We start from the raw sequence: 22,446 nt of genomic DNA, 5'->3' as shown, positions 1-22,446 counted from the left end.
CGTGGACAAGCCCGTCACTAGGAGTCCATCGAGGGTGACTCGTGCCCGGAAATGTCGAGTTCGGATACGTACCTTCAGAATGCGGAAAGGCCCGCGGTAAGTTGGGGTTCCACATGGATAGGCTGTCACCGGCACAGGTAGAGGCGTTCTTTCGTCAGGGGTATCTCGTTGTCGAGGGCCTCTTTACGTACCGTGAGGTGGTCGCGATCCGAGATGGCTTCGATCGAATCCTCGACAAGGCCAAGGGGATCTCAGAGACGGCGGACCTCGATGGTGCGCGATTTGTCGTGGGGCGCGATGACCGAGGCCGACCCAGAATCGATCGCGTCGTCTGGTGTGGCGCCGCCGATTCGGGGCTGCTTCGAGTCGGCGCAGACTCACGCCTACTCAGTCTCGCGGCGCAACTTCTTGGCTCGCGTCGAATAATGCAACTGATCAACCAGGCACACTACAAACTCCCCGGCGACGGGCTTGAGTTTCCGTGGCATCAGGATAGCCATCATCGGAGGTACGGTGGCGCGCTGTGGAACGACGTCAACGGCCGTGGGAGCTACGTTCAGACGGTCCTTGCGGTCGACCCCGCCCACGCGGACAACGGGCCGTTGCGCCTCATTCCTGGATCCTCGCGGGGCGGCCATCGAGACTGCACGGTCGGTTTGCCGGCCGATCTGCGGGAGCGGGACGCGATCGCACCGGCTCTGGCCGTCGGAAGCGTGATGCTGTTCGGCCCGTATACGTTTCATGCGAGCGCGGCGAATCGCTCCAGCAAACCCCGTCGTGTACTCATCAACGGGTATGCCTCTCCGGGGGCCAACGCCCGGCACTACCCGGGGTGCGGTCTGGGGAGAGATCTTATCGCCCCAAGAAACGTCGGTAGTGAATATCACGCCCTTACCACGCTACAATAGCGCTCCGCTCTAGCTGTGGCCGGGTTCGATGACGCGTGCACTCTCGACAGTCCAGCGATTCTTACGCTTCGCGCAGGCGATCAGTTTAGATATCGTCTGTGGTGTGGTCTGTGGAGGCTACTTCGCAACGACCGTTACCGGCTCCGACCTGCCGATCATGTGGTACGTCCTCCTGGGCTTGTCCACGTGGGTTATCTACCTGGTCGATCATCTGCTCGATGCATTGCGTGTCCCGCGACGTGATCTGTCGTGGCGCCACTGGACGGTGTTGCGTCACCGCCACTGGTTCGTGCCCTGCATCGTGACGCTCGGCATCGTGCTGCCGATTCTTGCGCTCAGGTTTCTTCCAACACCGACTCTGTGGTGGTCGGGAATTGTCGTCACTGCAGCTCTCTCGCATCTCTGCTGGGCACAGCGCGCGCGACGGCACTGGCTTCCCAAGGAGGTAACGGCGGCAACAATCTACGTTGGGGGAATCTGGTTCGTTCCGCTCGCGATGGGGCGGGTTGACCGCTGGACGGTATCTCTGCTCGCGCTGCATTGGGTCGCAGCGTTGTTGAATCTCACCGCGTTTTCCAGGTTTGATTGGGGCGCGGATCGCGCGGGAGGGCGCTGTTCCGTCGTTCGAGACTGGGGAGACCGAGCCTGCGATGCGCTTGTCGTCTGGTTGGGGATCGCAGCCAGTGTCGGAACCGTGGTCGTGGTCCTGACGGCTCCGCCAAACATCTATTTCGCGGCAATCGCTTTGATTCCTCTGACGCTGGCACCCCTTCTGCTCTTACGACATTTCCACTGGTTCGCGACATCGGATCGGTATCGATTGGCCGACAGCCTGTTCCTTCTGTTGGCGATCCCCGCCGTCGCCGGCTGATGTCTGTGAGTACGCTCAAGGGCGACCGCTCGGTCCTCGGAAGTTTTGACGGTATCAGCCCGATCTATGATCTTCTTAGCTGGTGCTATGGATTCGGGGCGATCCAGCGCAGTCGCCGCCGACTCACTCCGTTTGTGTCTCCTCCTGGGCGAGTGCTTGTACTCGGCGACGGTACGGGGATGGCCCTCTGCGAGTTGCTTCAGTCGTTCGAGCCGCTGCAGGTCGTTTGTGTCGATGCGTCTCGGCAAATGTTGCAGAGAACCGAGAAGCGGCTGAGCGTTCGCGTACCCCATGCCATGTCGCGGGTTCGTCTGATTCACGGCGGCATCGAGGATGTTCCCGTTTCGGACTCGTTCGATCTGATCGTGAGCCACTATTTCCTGGACTTGTTCGATCCGTTGAGGCTCAACGCGGCACTCTCTCGGCTGGACGTCATCTGGGAACCTGGCGGCAGTTGGTGGGTGACGGACTTCACGAGACCGACGGGCGTTTCCGTCGGTGCCCGCTTGCAGGGGGCGATGCTGAGGGTGCTTTATCACTTCTTTCGCTCGAATTGCGGCATCACGACGCGAACGCTTCCCGATATCGAGGGTGCCTTCCTGGCCAGGGGCTATTCGACTCAGCGGAGGATTCGCAGCGCATGGGGAACTCTGGAGACGATGCTTTTTCTGAAGCCAGAAGTCGTCACCGAATTGACCGGTCGCCCCGACGCCTCCCCCTCGAGTTGATTGCATCCGCTCACTTCGTCACAATGGAACTTTAGCGACGGAGTTGTAACGAGTGGATGTTCAGGTTCGATGCCCCGCCGACGGCTGCCATCATCACTTTAGGGTCCCGGCCCGAAAGTTGGGCCGAAGCACGACCTGTCCGACGTGTGGGGTTCGGATGACCGCTCGATCGCCAGAGGTCGACGATCGACTGAGGGACCAGGAGACGCTGATCCAGGGGAGTGCCGGTGAGCCGACGCCGGGTATCGAGAGACTCGAGTTCGTCGTTCTCCTGGACAACATTCGCAGTGCGTGGAACGTTGGTTCGATTTTTAGAACCGCCGATGGCTGCGGAGTCCGCCACGTATACCTCTGCGGAATCACCGCGACTCCTCCGCGCCCGGATATTGCCAAGACCGCTCTCGGCGCGGAGCGAGCCCTTTCATGGGATTACCACGCCTATCCAGAGAGCGCGCTCAAGCACGCGATGGCCGCCGGTTATACTCCCGTCGCACTTGAGAACGAGGCGTCGGCCACCGTCGACGAGTTCGATTGGCCGAAACGGGTATGTCTAGTCGTAGGTAACGAAGTAGCGGGTGTTAGCATCGAGATAATGCATTCGAAACCACGCCTGGTCTCCATCCCGATGATCGGAGTGAAGAATTCTTTCAATGTGGCCGTCGCGTTCGGTATAGCGGCGTATTCGGCGGGGCTCTCGCTTCGATCAAGAGCGACCTCGTCGGTGGATCCAGGGGAGCGAGGAGAATCATGAGATGGACTGTCGTCCTCGTCGTTGGTATCAGCCTGGGCCTCGCGCTGCCGGCACCCGCGATTCACGCAGAGGAACCGGACGAAACCCTGAATCTACCGTTGACCATCGAACAGGTCTGGTATCGAACAGAGCGCAAGCGGGGCGTTGTAGGCGCCAAGAGCCGAGGCGATCTGACAATCTCCGAGAGTTCTTTCGATTACGTGGCGCGCAAGGAGTCTTTCACCCTGGCTCTCGACACGGTTCACGGCATCTTCATCGGCAAGATGCGTGGTGACGTGGACACGGACTGGGTCCTGTTGTGGGTTGGTTCACCGGAGAGTCCAGACCTGATCGGGTTCCGGGATGGTCGCAGGATGGGCTATGGACAGCGAACCGAGGAGATCTACCGGACGCTTCGCATCGCACTGAAACAGACCCAGTCAGCTCAGTACCGTTCGCCTGCGGGCTACGTACCGTACGATCGTAGCGGTCGAGAGTTTGCCATCTCTATCCCCGAACAGTGGATCGGAGTACGTCGAACCTTCGAACAGAGGGAAAAGGGACCGCATCTCGGTACAACCGTCTTTGGCAGCCGCGAACGGGTGCTCGATACGCCTCCATCAGCTACCGATCGACAACGTGGCGACGAGGTCGTGCTTCAACGTCGTCCGATCTCACCTCGGCTGTCGTGCGATGCGTTCGGCAAGAGAGGCGTAGACACCGTCACGAGCTGGGTAACGGAGGAATTAAGTGGACGCGGGGTCGAACTTGTCGGTCCGCTTGACGTCGAGGCGACCCGTCTGGGTAGCTGCAACGGAGTTCGGGTCAAGGGTCGACTATCCGACGGAGGCGATCGAACGCGAGTTGTCGAGTTTCGCGGGATTGCCGATCTCGGCGTGGCCTATCTGCTTTCATTCGAGACGGACACTGAAACGTACGAGGAGCATCTTCAACGATTCGAGAGAATCGTCTCGACGTTTCAGATCTCTCCGACACGCCAATGACGACGGTCAGAAGGGGTCGCTAACGATGGCATGGATCAAGACGGTCGCGCCGGAGGACGCCGACGGGCTATTGAAGCGGCTCTACGACGCGGCGATCGGAAGGGCCGGGAGAGTTTTCAATATTATCCGGTTGCAGAGCCCGCGCCCGCACGTCCTGCGGGCCTCGACACAACTCTACCGAGAGGTCATGTTTGGTCAAGAAAACGGTTTGAGGCGGATGGACCGTGAACTGATCGCCACGGTCGTCTCGCATGCAAATGCGTGCTTTTACTGAACGAGAGCGCACGCCGACGATCTCCGGGCCGAGGTCGAAGACCCCACTATCGCAGAGAAGCTATGCGCAGACGTCATGGTCGACTTCCGAAAGGCCGACCTTGATCAAGCGCAACGTGGCATGCTCGAGTTCGCGGTGAAACTCACGAACTCCCCCCAGTCGATGAACGGGGGAGACATCGACAGTCTTCGGCGGCTGGGATTTGACGACCCGGCGATTCATGACATCGTTCAGGTCACCGCAATGTTCAACTACTACAATCGCCTCGCGGACGGTCTCGGGATCGAGTCCGAGGTCGATTGGTAAGAGGATCTAATCGTGCTTCCGTTGGAAAGCTTCTTCCGAAAACCAGAACGAACGGTGGTCCGCATTTCTTGTGGGGGGCAGCGGATCGCCTGGATGGCTCCGTACGAGCGCCGCCTCAACATCTACACTCGCGATCTGACGGACGGAACCGAGATGCGGGTGACGGCCGTCACGGATCGGGACCTATCGGGGTACACCTGGGTTAGCGATACGCGTCTGCTCTACGCGCGTGATACCGGAGGAGACGAGAACTACCACCTCTTCGCGGTAGATCATGACGGCGGAAATCCCGTCGATCTCACACCCTTCGATGGCGTCAAGTGCGAACTCGTGGACGACCTTCCGGATGTCGACGACGAGGTGTTGGTTCAGATGAACCGGAGAGTCCCGGAACTCTTCGATGTGCATCGACTCAATGTGGTGACGGGAGACCTGACGATCGTTGCGGAGAACCCGGGGAACGTTCAAAGCTGGATTACCGATCACAACGGGCAATTGCGTGCCGCGATGACGACCGACGGAGTTCACTCGTCACTCTTGTTCAGAGAGTCCGAACAAGATTCATGGAAAGAGCTTGCCTCCTACGATTTCAAGGAATATGCCCGACCGCTTGCCTTTACCTTTGATAATCGGCGGTTGTACGTGACCAGTAACCTGAAGCGGGACAAGGCGGCTATCTTCGTCTTCGATCCGGCAGACTCCGCACCCTCCGAGCTGATCTACGAGCACCCGGAAGTTGATGTTGCCAACCTCATCTACTCGAGAGTCCACAAACGACTCCTCGGTGTGGCCTTCGAGACCGATCGTATCGAGCGAGTGTTCTTTGACGATGAAGGAGGGAAGGTTCAGGCGCTTGTCGATAGCCGACTTCCCCATCGTGAGAACTCTCTCGTGTCCGAGAGCAAGGACGAGAGTCGGTTTATCGTTCACTCCGGGACGGATCGAGACCTGGGAAGCTACCATCTGGTCGATGCGACCGAGATGACGGTAGAGAAACTGTTCGACGTTTCGCCATGGCTGGACCCGGATCAGCTTGCGCCGATGGAGCCCATTCGGTACACGGCTCGCGACGGTTTGACGATTCCCGGGTATCTGACGCTTCCGGCAAAAGGGGGGGGCAGGCCTCTCCCGACGATCGTCTTACCCCACGGGGGACCCTGGCACCGCGACTCCTGGGGCTTCAATCCAGAGATTCAGTTTCTCGCCAATCGGGGATACGCGGTTCTTCAGATGAACTTTCGTGGCTCCGCAGGGTTCGGTCGAGCCTTCATGGAAAAAGGGTTCGGCGAATGGGGCAAGACGATGCAGGACGACATATCCGATGCGGTCGCGTGGGCCGTCGACCGTGGTACGACCGACCCGAAAGCGGTCGCAATCTACGGCGGCAGTTATGGAGGGTACGCGGCGTTGGCAGGGGTTACGCTGACGCCGGAGTTGTACGCGTGTGGTGTCTCGTACGTGGGGGTTTCCAACATCTTCACGTGGATCGAGTCGATCCCGCCGTACTGGAAGCCCTACCTGGAGATGATTTACGAGATGGTGGGTCACCCCGAACGTGATGCAGAGCGATTACGAGCGACGTCACCACTCTTTCACGTCGACAACATTCGCTGCCCCCTGCTTGTGGCCCAGGGGGCTAACGATCCTCGCGTGCCCAAGGCAGAGTCCGATCAGATCGTTGCCGTTCTACGGGAGCGCAGTATCGACGTCGAGTACCTGGTGAAGGACGACGAGGGACACGGGTTTACCAACGAAGAGAATCGCTTCGAATTTTATCGACTTCTCGAAGCGTTTCTCGCTCGGCACATGCCATCCTGAGAACATTCAGGGAGCCTTCGGCTCGTTGAACCTTGAATGCGATCCGTGCCCGATCGGAGGGTCGCCCGTCGACCGCACAATCCCACCGATCAACCGGTCAAGATCTTCGATCTCGAATGGTTTCATCAACACATGATTGTCGAGCGACGCCAGGAACTCCGTCGTCGTGGGACTGCCGGTGTCGCGCGTCGTGAAGATCACGCGCGACAAGAGATCGGGACGAACTCTACCCAGCCATTCATAGAACGAAATGCCGTCCATCCCCGGCATTCGCAGGTCGACGACGAGGACGTCAAACTCGAACGTATCGACCGCTTCGAGGGCTTCCGCGCCGCTTCGCGCGGAGATCACGGTCCAACCTGCCGATAAGAAGAAGTCTGAGAGACCCTGCAAGATCGATGATTCGTCATCGACGACCAGGATTCGGCCCCTGAAGGCGAGAGTATGCGGAGTCGTCGAGGCTTCCTTGACGGCGACCGGCGCAGCATCCGCCTCGACGATCGGGAGCGTAATTCGGAACGTCGTCCCGGATTCTACCGATGAGTCCACATCGATATGCCCATCATGTTCCTGAATGATTCCATAACAGATCGAAAGCCCGAGGCCGGTTCCGCGACCGACTTCCTTTGTGGTGAAGAAGGGCAAGAAGGCGTTCTCCGCAATCTCGGTCGCCATACCAGGACCGTCGTCGGACACGTCTAGCTGGATGGTATTCCCGCGGGTCCTGGTTTCCAGCGAGATCACGCCGGACCGTCCCGTATCCTCGATCGCCTGCTCTGCGTTGCTGACAAGGTTGATCAAGACCTGCTGTAACTGATGGGCGTCGGCAAACGTCGTCGGCAGATCCCGCGAAAGGCGAAGATCGAATTCGATATGTCGGATCTTCATCTCGTGCTCTCGAAACTCGACGAGTTCGTCGCAGAGGCGATTGAGATCGACCGCGGATCGTTCGGGTTTGTGGCGCCGTGAAAACGTCAATAGGTTCTGGACGATCTTTCCCGCCCGCCGCGATTCACTTCCTATCCGGCTCAACATCGCATGGCGACGCCCGTCGTCCTCTTCCGGCAACAGCAGTTCTGCGTAGCCCATGATGGAGGTAAGCGGATTGTTGAGTTCGTGTGCCACGCCGGAGACCATGATGCCGAGCGCGGAGAGTTTCTCGTTCTGTCGGATCTGGTTCTCGAGCTCGCGACGATCGGCCAACCATCGCGCGTTGGATAGCGAGACGTTGATGAATCGAACGAGTGTTTCCAGATGTGCCAGATCATCTCGATCAAAACTCCGGCGCTGGAAATCGTGAGAAAGAACGAGAATGCCCGCGGGTCTGTCGAGGATGGTGAGGCCGGCGACAAGCATGGACGGCGAATATGTTCCGATCGTTCTGAGAGATTTCGGAATCTCCCTCTCTCCCCTCAGTAGCGCCGCGCCGCTCTCCGGGAGTCTCAGTTCTTCTAGAGACGCCTCCAGCCGATCCGGGGCCGGGGCACTCAGGCCCCGGTGGGCCGTAACGCGGAGCCCCGACCGATCTTCATCTTGAAGGGCGAGAAGTGCAGAGGGCGCCTCAAGCGCCTGACAGGCAATTCGAAGGATGGCCTCCTCCAGTCTGTCTTCGTCGAGTTCCTTTCCAAGTTCCAGCCCGAGGTTCTGGAGCGAGTGGAGTTCGCTGGCCGAGACTTCCAGATTGCGTTCCTTCCCCGCGAGTCGCGCCAACAGCAGGCTGACCCCGAAAACCGGCAGCGCGATCAAGAGGATGAGGGCGGGGTGGATCACCCAGAAGATCGCCATCGACAGGCCGGACACCAGGCACTGGAGTTCGTTGTAGACACCCGCCATCGCGATCCACTTTCGCAGAAGAATCGGGGTTCGATTGACGAGACTGACGACTGTGATCGTCAACGCGTGATTGACGAGAGCAAACGCAACCATCGTCGCTACGGCCGCACCCAGAGGCGCGAGGGCGATCGTCAGTTCACCGGAAGTCTGCTGAAGGAGCAGCCGCCGAACGAGGCTCGCGACCCCAAGGGAGATCCAGAGATTCCCCAGGTTGAAAGCGGCGTGGAGTAAGTTTCGGCGGAAGACCACCTGATCCGAAACGGTGACGATCAGCACGGCGATACATGCCATGCCCGGATTGGCGACGGCCAGCAGGGCGTAGATGAAAGTGCTCGAAACCTGGTGGGCGATCCCGGTAGGCAACTTACTGACGTACCGCACCGTGGTCAGCGGTGCCAACGCGCCCAGGCCACCAAGAATGAGGACGGCGGTCCAGTGCCCCCCGAGAGGATCGACGTGTGCGATCTGCCACGCGCCGCTGACAATCCCGGCGATGATGACCGCCCGACTGAAGAGCCTTGCGGGGAGGGTCAATGCCTGATTTGTGGACACCGAGTTACCCCCGCTCCAGACCGACGTTTATGCGATTATACTCCCAAACCGGCACGCGACGGTGCTGCGAACGCACGGCGAGGAGGAGGGTTGACGTGAATTCCGCTGAACTGGGACGCCTGCTAGACACGGTGTTTGCACCGCAAGAATCAGATCATGGCATCGCGCTACTGGTGGACCTGCCGGATGAGGCGAGACCCGACCATCCCGCGTGGAGGCGACGACGAGAGCTGGCCGATGAATGGCACCGCGAATTGAAGGTGGTGGCCCGGGAGCGGTCACTCGGGCCGGTATCGCTATTTCGTTTCCCGAACGTCCGCGGCAACAACGCGGATCTTCCGGAGAGCGCCCGCCGATCGGATTCAGAGGGACAAGACGGACCGAGCGAGTCGTTCGAGACGATTTTCAAGACACACTCCCTTTTCATTGCCATGACCGAGTTTTCGGCGACTGCACCGATGAAGTTGGCGGCACGTCGTTTCGGGTTTCGCGCGGCAACGATGCCGGGATTCAGTGAAGCCATGATCCCGGCGCTGCGTCTGGACTTCGTCGAGATCGATCAACGATGCGCAGCGCTCAAGGCTCGGTTGGATGTCGCCGATGCCGCTGAATTGATCTTCGAGGTCGAAGGCACTCATCACACCCTGTGTCTCGATCTTCGGCACCGTGAAGCGACATCGAGCAGCGGGCGTCTGGTCCAGGCGGGGATCGCGGGCAATCTTCCATCCGGCGAGACGTATATCGTGCCTTACGAAGGAGAGCGTGACGGCGATTGTTCTCGAACGACCGGAACGATGCCTCTGGAGCTCGACGGTGAGTTGATCTACTACCGTTTCGAACGCAATCAGGTCGTCGAGGTCGTCGGTGACGGACCCGTGGCCGCAGCCGAGAGGCGTCATCTCGATGCCGAACCGGGTTACCGTAATCTCGCAGAGCTCGGTCTTGGGGTTCTCGGGGACTACGGGATCCAACCCATCGGGGAGATTCTCCTCGATGAGAAACTGGGGCTGCATCTCGCGCTTGGTCGTAGTGACCATTTCGGTGGGGCGACGGGTGTGGAGAGTTTCTCCGCGCCCGACAAGGTCGTTCATATCGACCGGGTCTATCTTCCGGAACTCCAGCCGCGAGTGCGGGTTCGACGGGTGACACTCTCCCGCGAAGACCCGACGGTCGAACGAATCCTCGAGGACCTACTGATGCAGGACGGGGGATACGTCTGAATGGGGTCTGAAGGCTTTGCGGATCCACCAGAGGTAGCCAACGCCCGCGACGGTCAGGGCCACCGTCGCGACGGCCAGCCCCTGGGTCGTCGCATGAGATCCCGACAGGATCGGGATGACGCTCTCCGGGTAACCCAGCGCCTTGTACATCTCGGAGACTGGGCGAGCCACGATGGTCCACAGAGTCGAGACGCCCGCGAGTAGAAGGGTCAACTGCGAACCCCACCATCCCAGCGGCTTTTGCCGATAGCAGAGAACAGCCAGGGCGACGGCGACGACGATTCCGGCCAGCGTCACACCGCGACCGGCATTCGTGGCGAGATAGCGTCCGAACCACGGAACGGCGGGTCGCCCGAGCGTGGGGATACTAACGACCGCCAGAAGGAACCACCCGATCGCCAGTGGCAGTATCCTCTCCGGACAGCGATCGGTCCACGATGGCCGGGTGTCGTGTCTTCGTACCGTCGCTCGCACATCGGCCCCGTGATATCCCCAGGCCAGGATTCCTGGAACGACGACACCGAATGCGGCGACGATCAGCAGCACGAACTTACGGGCAAGATCTGCGGCCTGTTCGATGTCCTGTTCGATCTGGGATGACGCGATGGCGAGCAGATCATCCAGGAGCATTGCCGTCAGCACGAGCGCAACAATCCCGGTCAGTAACCAGGTCCAGGCGACGGTCCTCATGACTGGTGGAACCCATCGCCGCAGCCGAATCGACCCGATGCCCAACACGATCAGCCCGATGCCGACCCCTGCGTAGAGGGAGGCACCCATCCCTGCCGCCTGACCGGAGCCGACGGTGGCAGCCCCGTCCCCCTGGAACATCGGAACCGCGACGATGACGGCGAGCCCGATTGCTCCGATCCCGATCAACACGCAAACCACTCCGAGCCCGAAGAGTCGCAGGCTACGGTCAATCGAGGTGGAGTCCGCGGGGGGCTGCATCGCGAAGCGATCTTATCAGGACGCGGAAAAGAAAACGGCGCGGGTTTCCCCGCGCCGTTTCGGACTTTAACGTTAGAGCGAGAAACTACAGCCAGCCCTTCAGCATGTCTTCGGAGAGACGCGCCGGGTGGCCGCGCCAGACGACCTTTCCGTCCTTCACGACGGCCGCAGCCGGCACACCGCGAACGTTGAAGTGGCCGGTCGCTTTTCCGTCTTCCTTGGCAACGGGGTAGCTGAGCTTCTGGTCGGTGATGAACGCCGAAACCTTGTCATCGGTGGCAGAGCGCGTCACCTTCGTCAGTCCAACGACCTGGAGACCCTCATTCTTGAACTTTCCGTAAAGCGCTTCAAGTTTTGGGACTTCGCGTTGGCAATGCGGACACCAGGTCTCCCAGAAGACGAGTAGCGTAGGTTTGTCACTGCTCAGGTCGATTTCGCTCTCGCCCTGGAACCACTTTGTGATGCCCCAATCCGCAGGCGTCGCCTTGCCGACGACCTGCAACTCCTCATTCATGGTACGAGCGCGCTTGGCTGCGTTTGTCGAAGAGTACTTCTTCATGAACGCGCCCATCTGTGTTTTGGCGCTCTCCAGATCGCCGGCGAGGACGGTCTTGGAAATCGCGGCAAACGCCTGCTCGGCTTCGCCTTCCAGGGGATTGACTTTCGCCTGGCCCGCGGACTGAATCTGACGAGTCAATTGACTGATACGGGTGTTGGTCTGGGCCTCGAGGTTGGCAAGGCGCTTCTCAAGAGTTGCGACCTTACTCTCGAGTTCCGCGACCCGATCACCCTCCTGGGCAAACGTCGTAGACGAGACCCCGAGGGCCAGCAGGGCCAGAACGCAAACGGTTAACAAGATGCTCGAACGGCGCATGGAGCCTCCAAATAGACACTGAACTGGATTCGAATTTGACGAATGCCTGAACACTGATAATACCGTCAGATTCAAATGCGGCAAATGAAACCGGCCCACGGCAGATTCGCCTTGGGTCGCCAGGGGCACGATTCCGTCATGGGTCCGGCCGTCGGCCTGAAAAACCACCCCAAAAAGGACCCTTTTCGGGGGTTCATCGACCGATCCCGGTTCAGTTGATGGCGTGCGGCTCGCTGAGGGCGAACGGGGCAATCTCGACCCGAAACTCCCGGCCACCTTCTTCGCGCATCTCGTAGCTGCCGTGCATCGTCCCGAAGGGTATCGAGAGTGGGCAGCCCGAGGTGTACTCGAAGGACTCGCCGGGGGCGAGTACCGGTTGCTCGCCAACGACCCCGGGCCCCTGGACCTCTTCGGTTGAGCCGTCACCGTCGGTGATGATCCAGTGGCGAGAAAGGAGTTGGACGGTCTGGACGCCCTGGTTCTCGATCGTGATGTGATACAGGAAGAACCACCGCGACGCCCCCGGCCGGGAATGTTCGGCAGAATATTCCGATCGCACGTGGACTCGAATCTCTTCCGTCGTTGCCGAAGACTCGTTCATATCGGGGCCCTCTTTCCGGGTCCGAAAAGGCTACCACAGCCGCGTCGACGACCCGCAGCCGAACGTGCTAGCCTTCGATTATCCAACGGCAAGGGGAAAGCAATCATGAGTTATCTGACTGACGATAAGTTGGTGATCCTCGGCTCCGCCGGAGCCATCGGGTCAAACATGGTCCAGGCCGCGTTGACGCTGAGTTTGACTCCTAACGTGACGATGTTCGATCCCTTCGACAAGGGAAATCAGGGAGCGGCCGAGGAGATTCACCACTGTGCGTTTCCCGGGGCTCGCATCGAGTGGACATCGGACATCGGACGCGCGCTTGACGGCGCGAGTTATCTGATCTCGTCCGGCGGCGCCCCGCGCAAGGAAGGGATGACCCGCGAGGATCTCCTTCGCGGCAACGCCGAGATCGCCGCTCAACTCGGAAAGGACATTCGCGAGTACTGTCCGGAGTTGCAGTTCGGCGTCATCATTTTCAATCCCGCAGACATCACCGGGCTTGCAGCCCTCGTCCACTCGGGGCTGGCGCCGGCCAGAATCGCGACTCTTGCGGCTCTGGACAGCACCCGATTGCAGACCGCCCTCAGTCAACACTTCGACGTGCCACAGGACGAGGTGAGTGGCTGTCGCACATACGGTGGGCACGGAGAGACGATGGCCGTGTTCGCCAGCACTGCAAAGGTCTCGGGGACCCCGTTGACCGACTTGATCGGCACGGATCGATTGACCGATGAGGCATGGGCAGAGATTACACAGCACGTCAAGCAGGGTGGGAAGAAGATCATTGAACTGCGTGGCAGGAGTTCGTTCCAGTCGCCGGCGCATCAGGCTGTTCGAATGGTCCAGGCCGTGATGGCGGGCGGGGGATACGAGTGGCCGTCCGGAGCTTTCGTGAATTCCGCCGAGCACGGTTTCGAGAACATCATGATGGCCATGGAGACTCGACTCGACCGCAACGGTGTCCAGTGGGAGATGCCGACTGGGTCCGAGAGCGAACTCAGCGAGTTGCGGGCCTCGTACCAACATCTATGCAAACTTCGCGATGAAGTGATCGAGATGGGCATGCTGCCGTCCCTCGACCGCTGGTCCGAAGTCAACCCGAACCTGAAGTAGTCTCGTCGTGGAAGAAAACGGGAAGCTAACCATCGATCGCGTCAATCTCTCCGGGAAACGCGTCCTGATGCGGGTCGATTTCAATGTTCCGTTGGTCGACGGGAAGATTGACAACGACAACCGTGTGGTCGCAGCGCTCCCGACGATCCGCCATGCCCTCGATGCCGGCGCTTCCGTCATCTTGATGTCCCACCTCGGGCGGCCGAAGGGGAAGGTGTGTCCGGAGTACAGCCTCCGGCCGGTCGTCGACTGTCTGGCGTCCCATCTCGATCAAGAGATCGATTTTGCGACGGATGCCGTGGGTCCCGAGACCCAGCGATTGGCCGACGGGCTCGTCCCCGGGCAGGTCTTGCTTCTCGAGAACTTGCGATTTCACCCCGGCGAGGAGAAGCCCGACCGGGAACCGGATTTCGCCCCGGCGCTGGCAGCGCTGGGCGACACCTATGTGAACGACGCGTTCGGAACCGCCCATCGAGCCCACGCATCGATGGTGGCGGTCGCCAAGCGGTTCGATCATCGCGCTGCCGGCTTCCTGATGGCGCGAGAGTTGAACTACTTCAAAGCTGTACTCGACAACCCCGGACGTCCCTTCGTTGCAATCCTTGGAGGCGCGAAAGTCAGCGACAAGATCGTGGTCCTGCAGAGACTCGTCGAAAAAGTCGACGGCCTTCTGATCGGGGGTGCCATGGCCTACACGTTCCTGGCGGCCAAAGGAGTCGCGGTTGGAGATTCAAGGGTCGAAGAGGACAAGGTGACGATCGCCCGTGAGATTTTGGCCGCGGCCACCGAAGCGGGCGTGCAGGTGGATCTCCCTCAGGACCACGTTTGTGGTCGCCAGTTCGAACGCGACACGGAGACCCGGGTCACCGAGGGCGCCGAGATCGAGGCGGGCTGGATGGGGTTGGACATCGGGCCCCGAACTAGAGAGGCATTCGCCGCAAGAATTGGCGGCGCCCAGACCGTCGTCTGGAATGGTCCGATGGGCGTCTTTGAGTGGGATCCGTTTGCCGCCGGTACGATGGATGTCGCGCGGGCGGTCGCCGAGAGCGATGCCGTCTCGATCATCGGGGGCGGCGACTCGGCCTCCGCAGCGAAGCGATCCGGGTTTTCCGATAAGTTCTCTCATATCTCTACCGGTGGTGGTGCAAGCCTCGAACTGCTCGAGGGGAAGCCTCTTCCCGGAGTCGAGGTCCTCACCGATGGATAGATCGCAACTGCGCCGACCCCTGGTCGCTGGTAACTGGAAGATGCACGGCCTCGGGCAAGAGGCCGTCGAGTTGGGGACCTCCATCATGCGTGAGGTCTCGGGCATAGACGACGTCGAGGTCCTCATCTGTCCGCCGTTCACGGCGCTGACGGAAATCGTTGCGGCGGTTCGTGACAGCAAAATTATCGTCGGTTCCCAGAATTGCCACTGGTCTGAACGCGGCGCGTTCACCGGTGAGGTCTCCGTTCCGATGTTGAAAGCGGTCGGCTGTCGCTACGTGATCGTCGGTCATAGCGAGCGGCGTCATGTGTTTGGCGAGGATGACGAGATCGTCGCGGCCAAGGTTGCGGCATGTCGCGACGGAGGCCTGATCACGATTCTCTGCGTCGGTGAAACCCTAGAACAGCGTGAGGCCGACCGAACGTCCGAGATCGTGTCCACTCAGTTGTCCGGCGCACTGACCCTGGGGAATCTCACGCCGGAGAACCTGGTCATCGCGTACGAGCCGGTCTGGGCGATCGGGACCGGTCGTACGGCAACTCCTCAGCAGGCACAGAGCGTGCACGCCGGCATTCGTCAACAGCTTGGCGATAGCCTGGGGGGCGATGCCGCCGCGGCGATTCGCATCCTGTATGGCGGTAGCGTCAACGCAGAGAATGCGGACGCGTTATTTGCAATGGAAGACATCGACGGTGGACTGATCGGGGGAGCCTCGTTGGCCATCGACAGCTTTGTGCCAATCGTTCGGGCCGCTTCGGCTTCCCGATAGTCCGTGACGAACAACCGCAGGAGAGATCGAATGCGCAGACTCCGTGTAGCCGGATGGATTCTTCTGGTGGCCGCCCTCACACAGGTCACGATCGCCGAGGAACGCGACGAGCGATCGCTTGCGCTCGCGAATTCCGTCATGGAGAAGATGGGTGGGCAAGAGGCGTGGGAGACGACACGCTTCCTGCAGTGGGATTTCTTCGGTGGTCGAACCCACCACTGGGATCGCTACAGTGGAGACGTGCGTATCGAGGCGACGTTCGAGGATCAGGAGTACCTGTTCCTGATGAACATCAACTCCAGGAAAGGGCAGGTCTTCAAGAATGGGGAGTTACTTCCGGAAGGCGAGGAACTCGACGCGGCGTTACAACAAGGCTACGAGGTCTGGGTCAACGACTCGTACTGGATGGTGATGCCCTACAAGCTTCTCGACCCGGGGGTCTCGCTCGCCTACCTCGGCGAGCGCGTCATGGAAGACGGGACCGAGGCCGATGTCGTCACGATGACGTTCGGCGACGGTATCGGTGTCACACCGCAGAATCGCTACGACCTCTTCATCGGCAAGGTGAGCGGTCTAATCGAGGCCTGGTCATTCTATGCCGACGCGGCCGACGAGGAGCCGCGCTTCACGCTACCGTGGGCAGACTGGAAACGATTCGGAAAGATCCTCCTGGCGACGTCACACGGCCAGGACAAGGACTGGGCGATTGCGGTCCACCAGACGCTGGACCGCACGACGTTTACCGACCCATCGCTGCAAGATTGACCCCGACGATCTAGGCGTCGATCCCGAGGAGGTGGATCTCCTCGACGGAACGGGACTCTGCGAAGAAGATCTGCTCGACCTGGTCGGACAGCTCTGAATCCAGTCCGCCACCATCGAGGATTTCACGATAGCTCTTGGCGGCATGGACCTCGGTCTTCATCGCTTCGCTCAACATGATCTGATAGTCATCGGTGTGGATGATCTCTGTCGTATCGGCGTCGGTGCGTGCAACCCCGCCAAGCTTGACGATAGCGCCACGAACGATGTTGCTGTGAGTGAGCGATTCGGTGGCCTCACTGTCAAAGAACGGCTTCAATTGCAGCCGGTAGATTCCGCGGACGTACGCAGCGTAGTGGGCGTACATCGTCATCGCACGCATCTCCCACCCAAGCGCGTCGTTCAATCGTTCGATCAGTTTCTTGCGTTCAGACATAATTTATCGCTCCAGTTGATGTCTCTAATCTAGCACGTCGGCGTCAATCGAAACGGTTGTGCGGCTGCTTCGTGTTGGAGAAGCCAGCGCTTCATCTCGACGCCACCGCCGAACCCGGAAATCGATCCATCGGCGTGGATCACGCGGTGGCACGGGATCACGATGGCGATCGGATTGGTGGCGTTCGCGGTGGCCACAGCCCGTGCGGCGGTCGGCTGTCCAAGCCTTAGCGCGATTTCGCGGTAGGAGACGGTCGAACCCACGGGAATCTCGCGCAGAGCCGCCCAGGCCCGTTTCTGAAACTCGGATCCCTGGGGCGCGACCTCGATGGCTTCGAGCGCCTCGTGCCGTCCGTCGAAGTAACTGCGAAGGGCGCTCGCCACCGGTCCGTCCGCGTCGTTGACCACGTCCGGCAGCGGACCGAGCCGTTGCTCGAGCCGTGGACGAAGATGGGGCCACCGATCCGGCAGCGCGAGCCCGACCAGGATCTCGCCACGCTGCACAAGGTGGAGGTCACCGATCGGGGTCGGGAATCGCTGGATCGAGTGAGGCACGGGCGTATTCTAACGTGACGACAGTCTGTCCTCTCCCGGAGACAGAAATCCCAGCCCTTTGTCCATTTTTCCCATGTTTGGACCGCTGTGGCCCGGCCGACCACGGTGGCACTACGTTTGCTGAATAAAAGGAGGAGGGCCCCGCCGCATGCGGGGCTCCCAGCGGAGGCCGTGATGATAAGGAAGACGATGACTCTGACGATGCTTGTGGGCTTGGCGGTGATGCCGCTGTCCGCATTTGCCGATGATTCCCTCCGGGAGGGACCGCGATACGAGCGCCGCAGTCCGCGCACGGCCGATCCCGCCGAGGCTCCGGCGACTACCGTGGTTCCTCAGAGCCTCCGTATCGCGGTTAAGAGCAACAGTTCCGCTACCGCGAACTCGAATACCTCAAACAGCCATGCAGCCAGCGCGACACGGCCGCCGGTTCGTGGACCGCTGCAGCGCGCGGCAGATCTAGCCGGACGCTGGGCTGCGGAAGAGCGCGTGACGCTCCATGGACGACGCGAATACTACCGGGTTGGCTTCTTCGAGGGTCTTCACGCGGCGCGGCTGGACAATCGGATCGGGCGGCACGATCGGCTCGTCGGTGAGCAGGACGGATGGTTCGATCCTGAGGCTCGTCGAATCGGAAGCCGCGACGGTTCGCGTCAGGCGGAAGAGCTGGCGTTCGCTGCTGCGGAGCAACAGGTCGCGGACCAGTTCTTTGATCTCGATCGGGATCCCGTTCGCGACCCGCGCCCTCAGCTTCAGCCGTACCAGGGACAGCAGTACGACTGGGAAGAACCTACGCTCCAGTCCGTGTTCTACGACCGGCGGAGTCACGCATCGCTGCGTCTTGGAGATCGATTCGATCTCTACATCTCCGACTGGGATCGTACGCCGTGGAACCTCTATCAGTGTCCAGACTTCAACGAGTTCTACGTTGCGAACTGGAATGACTCCGACGTCGCGTTTCGGATCTGGGTCGAGGATCGTCATCGGTCCGTAGTCTATCGGGCGCTGAACCAGGGGGCTGAACGAACAGAGTTCAGGGACACGTTCATCCGAGCCTACACACACGAATTGACACGTCTCTATCAGCGGCAGCTCACCCGCTATCATCGTTTTGGCGTCGAGGACGGCTGGTCCTACGGGGCCGCGATGCGATCGGCCCTCTCGTTCCGGCAGGGTTATCGGATTGGTTTTGATCGCGCCGTTCGTGAAGCCGCAGAGACGGGTTTCGTGCGAGCCTACCCGGCGTCATTCGTCGATGGGTACCGACGATCGTTCGACGACTGGGAGAACAATCCGCACCCGGCCATCTACGACGTGCGTTTTGTTGACGGAAACGATGATGGCGTCTACGAACCGGGTGAAGCCTTCGTAGTCGAGTATGAGCTGGCCAACTTCGGTGGCCGCGCGGACTCGGCGAGCTTCGAAATCCGAGGCGACGGCCTGGTACGACCGGCAGTTGCCGACATGCGACTACCCGCTCGAAGCCGGGTGGCGATGCGAGAGCCGCTCCAACTACAGATCGGGGATTGGGTGACCCCGAAGACTCGGACGGATCTTGAGATGTATCTCGCGGAAGCCAGCGAGGTCGTGTCGCTTGACGTGCAATACCCGTTGCAAATTCGATCGTCGGCGTGGAATGCACGTCGTGACGACCTCACCGGACAGGTCACGCTGGAAATCGAAGTGTCCAACGTCAGTCGAGTTCCTCGGGACGGGCAGATCCGGCTTAGCAGTTCGAGCCTTCCGGGCTTTGAACGGACAGCGCGTTTCGATTCGGTTCCCCGGAATGGACGAGGGCGCGTCTTCTTCGATGTCGAGGGCTTGCGTCCCGTAGACCTGATAGCCGGTGTTGTTCAATTCGACGCAATGGTCGTCAGTGAGAACAAGACGCACGATTCCTCGGTGCATCATCTGGTCGGTACAGCCAGAGACCTTCGCAATCCGGACCTGACCCGCCTGATGATCCGTCAGGCGACGGAGTCCGGCGCGTCGTTGTCGGACATCGACGCCGCCCGTGGATTGTTGATCAGTCGCCTGGAAACAGACTGGCAGTCCGTTGTCCGTGGCAAGGGCAACGCATACAAGCGAGACTTCAAGAGCAAAGGCAGCGAGACGGCCCTGGGTGAACTTCTTCAGACTTACCGTCAGGAGCGACGCCGAATCGTTCGCAACGACGTGTTCCAGGGTCTCAGCAGCGACATCGTTGCGTTGTCGAAGGAACTTCCCGGTTCACACCCGTTCCTTCGAAAATTCGCGCGGAAGCTGGCGGAAGAGTTGCCCTAGGTCGAGTCGCGGGAGAAGCAGTGACTACGTAGCGCCGGTGGGTCGGAGTGACTCCCCCGAAGGGGAAACAGGTCACAAGCGTCAACCGGTCGCTACCGTCGTCCTCCAGAACCGATCCGTCGTTTGCATCGACCACGAACAACTCTCGAACCACCCATTCGCGACGTTGTTCGTGAGTCGTAAGGACCATCCGGTCGCCCGGTCGAAGATGTTCGAGGAACGCAAAACGACCGTCGCGGTGGCCACCGAGCACCACGTTTCCGGCGCGGTTGGGCAAGGCAGTGCCATCCACGTGGCCGATCCCAAACGCCATTGACGTCCCGCTGGCACCGGAGAGAATCGTGCGGCGGATACCAAGCCTCTCGACCTCAAGTCGGGCCAGGGGATGGGTGTCCGCCCAGGCCCAGGGTCGATGGACGCCGCCATCCAGCCGGTGAGCTTCCCACGCCGCTTCGATCAATCGATCAGCCAGAATTGCCTTTACTTTCATGTATCCCTGCTCCGTGAACAGTAGGCCCGCCATCGCCAGGCAAACAATCGACAGGCAAAACGATCCGGTCCGAGTCACGCCGGATCACGGGTGCACGCCAGCCAGAACAGAACTCCGATACCCAGGAGGCCGAAAAGCATCGCAAGCCTCTTCTTGATCGGATCGAGTGTTCCGCCTTGTGGCAACGACGCCGTCTGGTTCCGTCGTAACGTGTTTCCGATCGCCGTCGGCGTTTGTTCGACGGCCACCAGGCTGGTGAAAGCGGTCACCTGGTTGAACTCCAGCGCGATTTCGATGACCTCCTCCTTCAGGGTCGTGTTGTTCGGTTCGAAGTAGCGACGATCCATCAACGATTCGATGCGTGTTCGGGCCCACAGGGTTGCGATGCCGGCGTGGGGAGGCGCCGCTGTCGGTTCGACCGTCTCGACATAGCCACCGTGAGGTCCCCATGCCTTGACCAGAAGCGCGCCCGGGTCCTCACCCGCTTCGAGCCTCATCGCGACGACCAGCGGTTCACCGGAGTGAAGATCCGGTAGCGGCGACGGGAAACTCTCCAGAACCCTCGCGGTACTTTCATCGATCGACAGATCCATCAACAGCGGCGCATCGACGACCGCAAAGAACCTATCGACCTGCTCCTCGGGATCGTTCCCATTCCCGACGAACCTCGCGATTCCGCGGCCCAACTGGGCCATCTTTCGCATCAGGTGCCGATTCGGTGCACTTCCGATCCCCAGCGTGTGGATCCGGATTTTGCCCGACTCGTCTGCGATTCGCTGCAGGATTCTCTCCTCGTCTCCGATGGCGCCATCGGTGAGAAAGACAATTCTCTGGAGATGTCTCGTGGTGGACTCGCCCGCCAACTTCAGCGCGTCCTCAAGTGCCGGGTAGATCATCGTCCCGCCACCTGCCTCGAGACGACCGATCCACTCCCGTGCGTCGCGGATTCCGTCCTCGTCGGCCTGAATAAAGCGGTCCGCGTAGCGGGAATAGCCATCGTTAAACCGAATCAGATTGAATCGATCGTCCGGACGCAGCCGTCGAAGCGCCTGATCGAGCGCGTCGCGAACGTTGATGATGGACGGGCCGGCCATCGATCCGGAGACATCCACCACGAAGATCGTCTCACTCGGAATCGGCGTCAACTCGACGCGCTCGGCGGCTGGAACCAGCATCATCATCGCGTAACGCATGGAATCTCTCTCCTCGAGAAACCAGGCCGCATGAGGTCGGCGGCCATCCGTAGGACGCCACTCGACGACGAAGTCGTTCGCGCCCGAAACCGCACCGGAAAACGTTGCCCGTTCGATTCCGGTACGAACGTCTCCCGCCATGCTCGGCGGGCCGAGGTCGGGGTGCGACGGAGTTCGAAGGTCGTGAAACGGGATCCCGGCAGTCAGGCCTACGTCCAGAGATACCGTGGGGATCGAAGGAGCATCGTTGGCGGGTCGTGAAGTTTCGTCCACGTCACCGGGGATGTAACGGGGGGTGTAGACCAGTGGAAACGCATAACGAAACGTCCCGTCGACAAAACGCGCCTCGTCCATGAGCGCGACCGTGATCTCGACTCTCTCGCCCGGATTGATATTGGCAACCGAGGTGCGGTAGAGGTTAGGTCGGCCACGATCCACCAACGCCGCCTTCTTTCCCAGCGACTTCGCCTGCTCGTACACCCGGCGGGCCTCCTGCTTTTCACGAACTTCTGCGACAATCCTTCGGGTCCCGATCCGCATCTCCATCCCGTCGACCGCAGCACGTTCCGGCATGGGAAAGACGTAGGTCGCTTCGATAACCTGCTCGGAGTCGTTGAGGAAGACCTGACGGATCGTGCCACGGACGAGGAACCCGGTGATCTCGAGTTCTAGTTCCATCGACTCCATGGGAAGCGGGATCAACGTCCCATCGTCACGTTTCCAGAGGAGGTCCGCACCGCCGATCGAATCGAGTTCGATGGAAGCACTCTGCGCGATCGGGACAGAGATCAACATGGCAATCAGAAGTCCTTTCACCATCGATCGAAGTCGTGAATTCATCGCCACCTCCAATGCCACACTCAGGACCTGCTCCATGAGTCGGTTGAAGATGCGAGTTCGCAGGAATCGTGCCGGCTGGAATTCCCCTAAACGCGAGGGGTCGACGCCGAGACCGTGTGCGGTACGACACGG

At 60.4% G+C, this 22,446-nt stretch carries 21 protein-coding genes and 1 pseudogene; 15 read left to right on the top strand and 7 right to left on the bottom strand.

Annotated elements, in window-relative coordinates; all coding sequences use genetic code 11:
- Positions 1-113 precede the first annotated feature (113 nt).
- From OES25_01345 to OES25_01310, 8 genes and pseudogenes are all read left to right on the top strand, one after another.
- A complete protein-coding gene (locus tag OES25_01345) occupies positions 114-908 on the top strand; it encodes a phytanoyl-CoA dioxygenase family protein (protein MDH3626284.1) in 795 nt (264 codons plus the stop codon).
- A gap of 28 nt (positions 909-936) precedes the next feature.
- Positions 937-1,779, top strand: a complete 843-nt coding sequence (locus OES25_01340; GenBank protein MDH3626283.1) for a hypothetical protein — start codon at positions 937-939, stop codon at positions 1,777-1,779.
- Positions 1,780-1,784: 5 nt separating this feature from the next.
- Entirely contained in the window at positions 1,785-2,507 is a 723-nt protein-coding gene (locus OES25_01335; protein MDH3626282.1) for a methyltransferase domain-containing protein, read from the top strand.
- 157 nt (positions 2,508-2,664) lie between these two features.
- Positions 2,665-3,258: a TrmH family RNA methyltransferase gene (locus tag OES25_01330; protein ID MDH3626281.1), complete on the top strand. Its 594-nt coding sequence runs from the start codon at positions 2,665-2,667 to the stop codon at positions 3,256-3,258.
- Complete coding sequence (locus OES25_01325) at positions 3,255-4,241, top strand: hypothetical protein (protein ID MDH3626280.1); 987 nt, start codon at positions 3,255-3,257, stop codon at positions 4,239-4,241. Before OES25_01330 ends, OES25_01325 begins: the two co-directional genes overlap by 4 nt.
- Before the next feature lie 25 nt (positions 4,242-4,266).
- Positions 4,267-4,515 carry a carboxymuconolactone decarboxylase family protein gene (locus tag OES25_01320; protein ID MDH3626279.1) on the top strand — a complete coding sequence of 83 codons (249 nt, stop codon included), beginning with the start codon at positions 4,267-4,269 and terminating at the stop codon, positions 4,513-4,515.
- 18 nt (positions 4,516-4,533) lie between these two features.
- Positions 4,534-4,821: pseudogene (locus OES25_01315) on the top strand (peroxidase-related enzyme).
- A gap of 12 nt (positions 4,822-4,833) precedes the next feature.
- Positions 4,834-6,639 carry a S9 family peptidase gene (locus OES25_01310; GenBank protein ID MDH3626278.1) on the top strand — a complete coding sequence of 602 codons (1,806 nt, stop codon included), beginning with the start codon at positions 4,834-4,836 and terminating at the stop codon, positions 6,637-6,639.
- A gap of 6 nt (positions 6,640-6,645) precedes the next feature.
- Here OES25_01310 and OES25_01305 read toward each other — a convergent pair whose 3' ends face one another.
- On the bottom strand, positions 6,646-9,024 hold the full coding sequence (locus OES25_01305) for an ATP-binding protein (GenBank protein MDH3626277.1): 2,379 nt from the start codon (positions 9,022-9,024) through the stop codon (positions 6,646-6,648).
- Positions 9,025-9,119: 95 nt separating this feature from the next.
- On the opposite strand from OES25_01305, the gene OES25_01300 reads away from it, so the two are divergent.
- Positions 9,120-10,244: an aminopeptidase gene (locus OES25_01300; protein ID MDH3626276.1), complete on the top strand. Its 1,125-nt coding sequence runs from the start codon at positions 9,120-9,122 to the stop codon at positions 10,242-10,244.
- Here the strand turns inward: OES25_01300 and OES25_01295 are convergent.
- The 3 genes from OES25_01295 to apaG form a co-directional block, all read right to left on the bottom strand.
- Positions 10,215-11,195, bottom strand: coding sequence for a hypothetical protein (locus OES25_01295; GenBank protein MDH3626275.1), 981 nt, complete (start codon positions 11,193-11,195; stop codon positions 10,215-10,217). The genes OES25_01300 and OES25_01295 overlap by 30 nt on opposite strands.
- A gap of 85 nt (positions 11,196-11,280) precedes the next feature.
- Positions 11,281-12,069: a TlpA family protein disulfide reductase gene (locus OES25_01290; protein ID MDH3626274.1), complete on the bottom strand. Its 789-nt coding sequence runs from the start codon at positions 12,067-12,069 to the stop codon at positions 11,281-11,283.
- Between the two features lie 211 nt (positions 12,070-12,280).
- The gene (gene apaG / locus OES25_01285; protein MDH3626273.1) at positions 12,281-12,670 is read right to left on the bottom strand and encodes a Co2+/Mg2+ efflux protein ApaG; all 390 of its coding nucleotides are present in this window, start codon (positions 12,668-12,670) and stop codon (positions 12,281-12,283) included.
- 105 nt (positions 12,671-12,775) lie between these two features.
- Here apaG and OES25_01280 point away from each other — a divergent pair, with 105 nt between their 5' ends.
- The 4 genes from OES25_01280 (at position 12,776) to OES25_01265 (ending at position 16,524) form a co-directional block, all read left to right on the top strand.
- Positions 12,776-13,783, top strand: a complete 1,008-nt coding sequence (locus tag OES25_01280) for a malate dehydrogenase (GenBank protein MDH3626272.1) — start codon at positions 12,776-12,778, stop codon at positions 13,781-13,783.
- 67 nt (positions 13,784-13,850) lie between these two features.
- The gene (locus OES25_01275) at positions 13,851-14,990 is read left to right on the top strand and encodes a phosphoglycerate kinase (GenBank protein MDH3626271.1); all 1,140 of its coding nucleotides are present in this window, start codon (positions 13,851-13,853) and stop codon (positions 14,988-14,990) included.
- Complete coding sequence (gene tpiA, locus OES25_01270; GenBank protein ID MDH3626270.1) at positions 14,983-15,759, top strand: triose-phosphate isomerase; 777 nt, start codon at positions 14,983-14,985, stop codon at positions 15,757-15,759. The genes OES25_01275 and tpiA overlap by 8 nt, the downstream gene beginning before the upstream one ends.
- A gap of 30 nt (positions 15,760-15,789) precedes the next feature.
- Complete coding sequence (locus OES25_01265; GenBank protein MDH3626269.1) at positions 15,790-16,524, top strand: hypothetical protein; 735 nt, start codon at positions 15,790-15,792, stop codon at positions 16,522-16,524.
- 10 nt (positions 16,525-16,534) lie between these two features.
- Here OES25_01265 and OES25_01260 read toward each other — a convergent pair whose 3' ends face one another.
- Both OES25_01260 and OES25_01255 read right to left on the bottom strand, forming a co-directional pair.
- Positions 16,535-16,957 carry a ferritin-like domain-containing protein gene (locus OES25_01260; GenBank protein MDH3626268.1) on the bottom strand — a complete coding sequence of 141 codons (423 nt, stop codon included), beginning with the start codon at positions 16,955-16,957 and terminating at the stop codon, positions 16,535-16,537.
- A gap of 29 nt (positions 16,958-16,986) precedes the next feature.
- Entirely contained in the window at positions 16,987-17,340 is a 354-nt protein-coding gene (locus OES25_01255; GenBank protein ID MDH3626267.1) for a methylated-DNA--[protein]-cysteine S-methyltransferase, read from the bottom strand.
- 345 nt (positions 17,341-17,685) lie between these two features.
- Here OES25_01255 and OES25_01250 point away from each other — a divergent pair, with 345 nt between their 5' ends.
- Both OES25_01250 and OES25_01245 read left to right on the top strand, forming a co-directional pair.
- Positions 17,686-19,791: a hypothetical protein gene (locus OES25_01250; protein MDH3626266.1), complete on the top strand. Its 2,106-nt coding sequence runs from the start codon at positions 17,686-17,688 to the stop codon at positions 19,789-19,791.
- Between the two features lie 37 nt (positions 19,792-19,828).
- Positions 19,829-20,107 carry a hypothetical protein gene (locus OES25_01245; protein ID MDH3626265.1) on the top strand — a complete coding sequence of 93 codons (279 nt, stop codon included), beginning with the start codon at positions 19,829-19,831 and terminating at the stop codon, positions 20,105-20,107.
- A gap of 248 nt (positions 20,108-20,355) precedes the next feature.
- Here OES25_01245 and OES25_01240 read toward each other — a convergent pair whose 3' ends face one another.
- Positions 20,356-22,314: a VIT domain-containing protein gene (locus OES25_01240; protein MDH3626264.1), complete on the bottom strand. Its 1,959-nt coding sequence runs from the start codon at positions 22,312-22,314 to the stop codon at positions 20,356-20,358.
- Positions 22,315-22,446 lie beyond the last annotated feature (132 nt).

This window comes from Acidobacteriota bacterium, from assembly GCA_029861955.1.
In the GTDB taxonomy this organism is placed as follows: domain Bacteria; phylum Acidobacteriota; class Polarisedimenticolia; order Polarisedimenticolales; family Polarisedimenticolaceae; genus JAOTYK01.
The sequence above is the reverse complement of the archived record's forward strand: the minus strand, read 5'-3'. Positions and strand labels throughout refer to the sequence as shown.